This window comes from Citrobacter sp. CK180 (assembly GCF_030333655.1).
GTDB lineage: Bacteria > Pseudomonadota > Gammaproteobacteria > Enterobacterales > Enterobacteriaceae > Citrobacter_B > Citrobacter_B koseri.
Genome location: NZ_JAOWFM010000008.1, coordinates 1 through 4,878 on the forward strand (window position 1 = coordinate 1; position 4,878 = coordinate 4,878).

A 4,878-nucleotide genomic window follows, 5' to 3' on the forward strand; every position below is an offset into this window, starting at 1 on the left:
CATCTGCTTCATCGGGAAACTCGGTGGGTGGGGGCGCGGTATTTTGCCAAATCAGAAAGTCTTTTTCAGAGTTTCCCTAGGCTGACAAGCCAAGCGCTGGATCGCAACCATCCATCACCTTATCCAGCTAGATCTGCCTCCTCCAATAAGTGCCGCACAAATCCCGGCGGGTGCAGATTTCCGGGAGGTTTGCGCCAGATCAGTTGGAGACGCTTTTCAAGCCCCGGGATGGGAAGAGCTACCAGCGCGCCACTGCGAACTTCGTCTTGTACTGCGGAAGCCATCACCAACGACACGCCGAGTCCCGCCCTCACTGCTTGTTTGACTGCCTCGGTGCTGCCTAGCTGCATACCGCTGCGAGGCACGCCCAGTTCGCCAAAGTATTCGGTCAGAAGCCGTCCGGTACCGCTACCCGGTTCACCTCCCAGCATCGGCAGGTCCACCAGACGATCACGTTCTATGCACCCTGCTTCAGCCAGCGCATGGTCGGGGCTGACGATAAGCACCAGCGGCTCGACCCGCCAGAGGCGGTGTTCGAAGTCGGGGTGAGGTAGCCACCATTCCATGATCGCGGCGTCGAGCTGGCCCGCCAGTAGCTGGTCGGCCACATCCGGGTTGGCGGCGATGCGCAGATCCACCTCGCCCCTCTCATTTGCGGTCGTCAGATAGTTGCGCACGAATGGCTGGAGAAGGTAGGTGCCGATGTTGGTGCTGGCCCCGACGCGCTCACGATTGCCATGCAGGGCTTCTAGCGCCCGGGCGTGCATGTCGAGCAAGGCGGTCGCATGCGGCATGAAGGCCAGCGCCCGTGTGGTAGGCTGGCAGCCGCTACGACTGCGCTGCACCAGCGTTACGCCGACCTGCTCTTCAAGCTTCTGCAAGTGCTGCGACACCGTCGGCTGGGCCAGCCCCAACGCCCTCGCCGCGCTCTGAAAACTGCCTGTTTGAACGATCGCTACCAGGCTCTTCAGCCAGACCGGATTCAACATGCGGCAGGCTCGGCCTTGGGCAGACGGTTCGCAGCGTTGATTGGGCGCGCACCTGCCAATACCTGGATGATGTTCTGCGCTGCACAACGTTCAATCTCCAGGCGCACCGCGCGCACTGCCGACCCTATGTGCGGAGTGAACAGCGTATTCGGATGCGCGAGCAGCGCAGGATCGATCAGCCGCGGCCGGTCCGCGCGAGCCCAGTCTTCCATTTCGAATACATCCGCCGCATACCCGCCGAGCTGGCCTCGCTCAAGCGCCGCGAGCACGGCGGCTTCATCCACTACCGAACCACGACAGGGGTTTACAAGCAGAGCGCCCGGCCGTACGAGGGCAAGCAGCTCGGCGTTGACCAGATGCTGGGTATCGGCATTCAAGGGAAGCGCCAGCAGGATGAAGTCCGAGCTGGCGAAGAGTTCGCTGCACGCCACCTGGCGCAGGCCGAGCCGTTGCTCGGTTTGTGTATCCAGAGCCTTCGCCTCGTGGTACTGCAGGGTCGCGCCCCATCCCTGCAAGCGCTCAGCCATGGCCAGTCCGATGGCGCCCATGCCAAGGATGCCGACCGTAGCGTTATCCAGCCCCGTGCCGTAGAACTGTGGTTGCCAGCCCTGGAACTCGCCAGAGCGGACGAACGCATCTGCTGCCCGCAGATGCCGCCCCAGCCCCACCGCCAGTCCGATCGCCAGCTCGGCAGTCGGGACCGTCAACAGATCAGGCACGAAGGTCAGCCAGACCCCGCGGGCAGTACAGGCGTCCACATCGAAATTGTCGAAGCCCTTGAGCGCGCAGCCGACTACACGCAGCTCAGGGCAGGCTTGAAGAAAGTCTGCATCGACCCGATCGGGCATGAACGCCATCATCGCCTGAGCATCGCGACAGCGGCGCAGAATTTCCTCGCGCGTCAGCGTGCTGTCGGTCTGGTTGGTCACCAGCTCGCAATGTGGCGCCAGCAGTTGCAGGATCTCATCGTGTACTCGGTGAGTTATAACGAGTTTCGGCAGCATGTTTTGTCCTATTTGAAACGTTTGCGCAGCACGCCACTGAAGGCGTCTACTAGCGTGACCATGGCCAGGATGACCAGCAGGATTGCTGCAACCTCCTGGTACTGCATGATGCGCAGCGAGCCCATGAGTTCGAAGCCGATACCGCCGGCGCCAACCATGCCCATCACGGTGGAGGCGCGAAAGTTGTATTCCCAGCGGTAGATCGCCACGTCGGCGAACTGCGGCGTCACCTGTGGCAAAACCGCGTGCAGCAGCACTTGCATCGGCGTAGCCCCCGCCGCCCGAGCGGCTTCCACCGGCGCTTCGTCGACGTGCTCGATGGCCTCGGCGAAGAACTTGCTGACCATGCCGACCGAATGCAGACCCAGGGCAAGCACGCCCGGCAAGGCGCCGAACCCTACGGCTGCAACGAAGATGATGCCCATGATCAGCTCCGGCACCGACCGCAGGGCATTGAGCAGCACCCGGGCAACACCGAACACAAGGGGGTGCGGCGCCGTATTGCGCGCTGCAACGAAGGCCACCACCAGCGAGAACACCACTGCGATGGCCGTACCGGCGATGCTCATCGCCAAGGTGTCGATCAAGGGGCGAATCCAGCTTCGATAGCCCGAAAAGTCTGGCGGCATGGCCTCGCCTGCCAGGGTCGCGATGGAGGGCAGCCCGTTCAGCAGCGTGGTGGCATCGAGCAGCCCCACGTACCAGCAGGCCAACAGCACCACTCCGAATACAATCGCCACCTGCCCCAGCTGGCGCCACCAACCGAGGCCGAAGCCTCGAAGGATGTGCTCGCGTTGCTCTGCAGGCAGCGCCTGCACGTCGTAATGAGTAGACATATCGGTGCTCACATCGTGGCGAAGTCGAGGCCGAGCAGCGATCCCATTTTGCGGATCACATCGTAGTCGGCGTCGGTGATTGGCGCGAAGGCCTCGGCCTTGAAGTTGCGCAGCACTTCGGGATCGTCGATACCGACGAATACATCCCGCACCTTGGTTTTCAGCTCGGGGCTCAGGTTCGAGCGCATCGCCCAGGGGTACTGGGGGTATTCGCCGCTGTAACCAAGTACTTTCACCTTGCTCGGATCGATTAGGCCACGTTCGACTACGTGATTGAAAATTACCTCCGACAGCCCACCCGCATCGGCGTTGCCGTTCGCCACGTTGACGGCAACGGCGTCATGCGTGCCCACAAAATATTCTTCGTAGTCCCGCCCACCCGTCAAACCGGCCGTCTCAAGAAGCACGGTTTTGGGAATCAAATGGCTGGACGTCGATGCCCGGTCACCATAGGCCATCTTCTTGCCCTTAAGGTCGGCATACTCATTCACGCCTGACGCCACATTGGCGATAATCACCGAGCGATAGGTCGGCTTGCCGTCGATGACCGTGACAGCGAAGGGCTCGATGTCGCTTTTGCTTTTGGCCATGACGTAGGACAGCGGACCGAAATACGCCAGGTCGATACGGCCAAAGCGCATCGCCTCAATCATCGAGGAATAGTCGGTGGTTACGATCAGCTGCACCTTCTTGTCCAGATGCTCTTCCAGATAATCCTTCAGCGGCTGGTTACGCTTGATCAGCTCGGAGGCGTTTTCGTCCGGCAGCAGGGCAACCTTTAGCACATCCGGATCGGCATCGGCCGCTAGGGCGGACAAACTTGAAACAGCGGACAGCAAGCAAGTCAATAAGAGCGCGGATAAGCGTTTCATCGGGACATCTCCAGTGAAGGTTCGAGCATGACAGGTGGTTCAGCCGGAGCATTCGCTGGCTGAGTCGTAGAGCGGCCTGCATAGATGCGCTCAAGCTGCGCATCGGTGAGTTCCGAGGGCGCGGCATCGAAAACGATCTGAGAATCGGCCAGCCCGACGACGCGATCGGCGAAGCGGCGGGCATATTCGAGTTGATGCAGCGAAACGATGGCGGTGATGCCGTCTTCCTTGCAGATGTCGCGCAGCAATCCGAGAACACGGACCGAAGTGGCCGGGTCGAGACTGGCTACCGGCTCATCGGCCAGAATGATCGCCGGCTGTTGCGCTAGCGCACGCGCGATGCCTACCCGCTGCTGCTGGCCACCGGACAGTTTGTCCACCCGGCTTAGCGCCTTGTCTGCCAGACCGACCCGAGCGAGGCAACTGAGCGCAATCTCCTGATCGGCACGCGGCAGAGGAAACAGCGAGCGGAGCGTGTTGTGAAAGGCCAGCCGACCGGTAAGCACATTAGCCAGTGCGCTTTGACGTTCGATTAGCTGGTGGTGCTGAAAGATCATGGCGGTACGCCGACGATGCTGACGCAAGGCCGAGCCGCTGCCGAGCTCACCGAGTTCGCTGGTGACACTGCCGCCAGTGGGCGTGACGAGTCGATTGAGACTACGGAGCAAGGTCGACTTGCCTGCGCCCGAGAGACCAAGCAGCACGGTGAACTCACCACGCCGAAATGCAATCGAGGTATCGCGTAGGGCTGTCACGCCGCCTGGATAGACGACGCTCAACCGGTCGACCCGCAGCACGGCGTCCTGTATTGGATGGGGCATCATTTGATCACCTTTTGCAATATTGCTGGCCGCACAATTGCGGTTCGCGATGCAAAGGATAGAAATTCCTTGTTAACGCACTGTTTCTAAAGGATGACATTTCGATGAATACTTCGAATCTGCCGTAGCGGGGCGGCAAGCGAAGCCGTGGAAGAACGGGCGCAACGTAGCGTCTTTCTTCACGCGGGATACAGGAGGCTTTGATTGATACTGCTGCGGATTCGCTACAGTAACGTTGGGCCAGAACGTAATGCCATCCAAGCAAGAGAGCGCACACTAGGGAAACTCTGAAAAAGACTTTCTGATTTGGCAAAATACCGCGCCCCCACCCACCGAGTTTCCCGATGAAGCAGATG

General features: G+C 60.7%; 5 protein-coding genes. All 5 read right to left on the reverse strand.

Annotated features, from left to right (window positions below; all coding sequences use genetic code 11):
* Positions 1-119: 119 nt before the first annotated feature.
* The 5 genes from OGV50_RS00380 to phnC are packed head-to-tail and all read right to left on the reverse strand — an operon-like array spanning position 120 to position 4,525.
* Positions 120-989: a LysR family transcriptional regulator gene (locus OGV50_RS00380; RefSeq protein ID WP_004152692.1), complete on the reverse strand. Its 870-nt coding sequence runs from the start codon at positions 987-989 to the stop codon at positions 120-122.
* Positions 983-1,993 carry a phosphonate dehydrogenase PtxD gene (gene ptxD / locus OGV50_RS00385; RefSeq protein WP_004152693.1) on the reverse strand — a complete coding sequence of 337 codons (1,011 nt, stop codon included), beginning with the start codon at positions 1,991-1,993 and terminating at the stop codon, positions 983-985. Before ptxD ends, OGV50_RS00380 begins: the two co-directional genes overlap by 7 nt.
* A gap of 8 nt (positions 1,994-2,001) precedes the next feature.
* Positions 2,002-2,829, reverse strand: a complete 828-nt coding sequence (phnE, locus tag OGV50_RS00390; protein WP_004152694.1) for a phosphonate ABC transporter, permease protein PhnE — start codon at positions 2,827-2,829, stop codon at positions 2,002-2,004.
* A gap of 8 nt (positions 2,830-2,837) precedes the next feature.
* Positions 2,838-3,701, reverse strand: coding sequence for a phosphate/phosphite/phosphonate ABC transporter substrate-binding protein (gene phnD / locus OGV50_RS00395; RefSeq protein ID WP_004152695.1), 864 nt, complete (start codon positions 3,699-3,701; stop codon positions 2,838-2,840).
* The gene (gene phnC / locus OGV50_RS00400) at positions 3,698-4,525 is read right to left on the reverse strand and encodes a phosphonate ABC transporter ATP-binding protein (protein WP_012637488.1); all 828 of its coding nucleotides are present in this window, start codon (positions 4,523-4,525) and stop codon (positions 3,698-3,700) included. The genes phnD and phnC overlap by 4 nt, the downstream gene beginning before the upstream one ends.
* Positions 4,526-4,878: the final 353 nt, after the last annotated feature.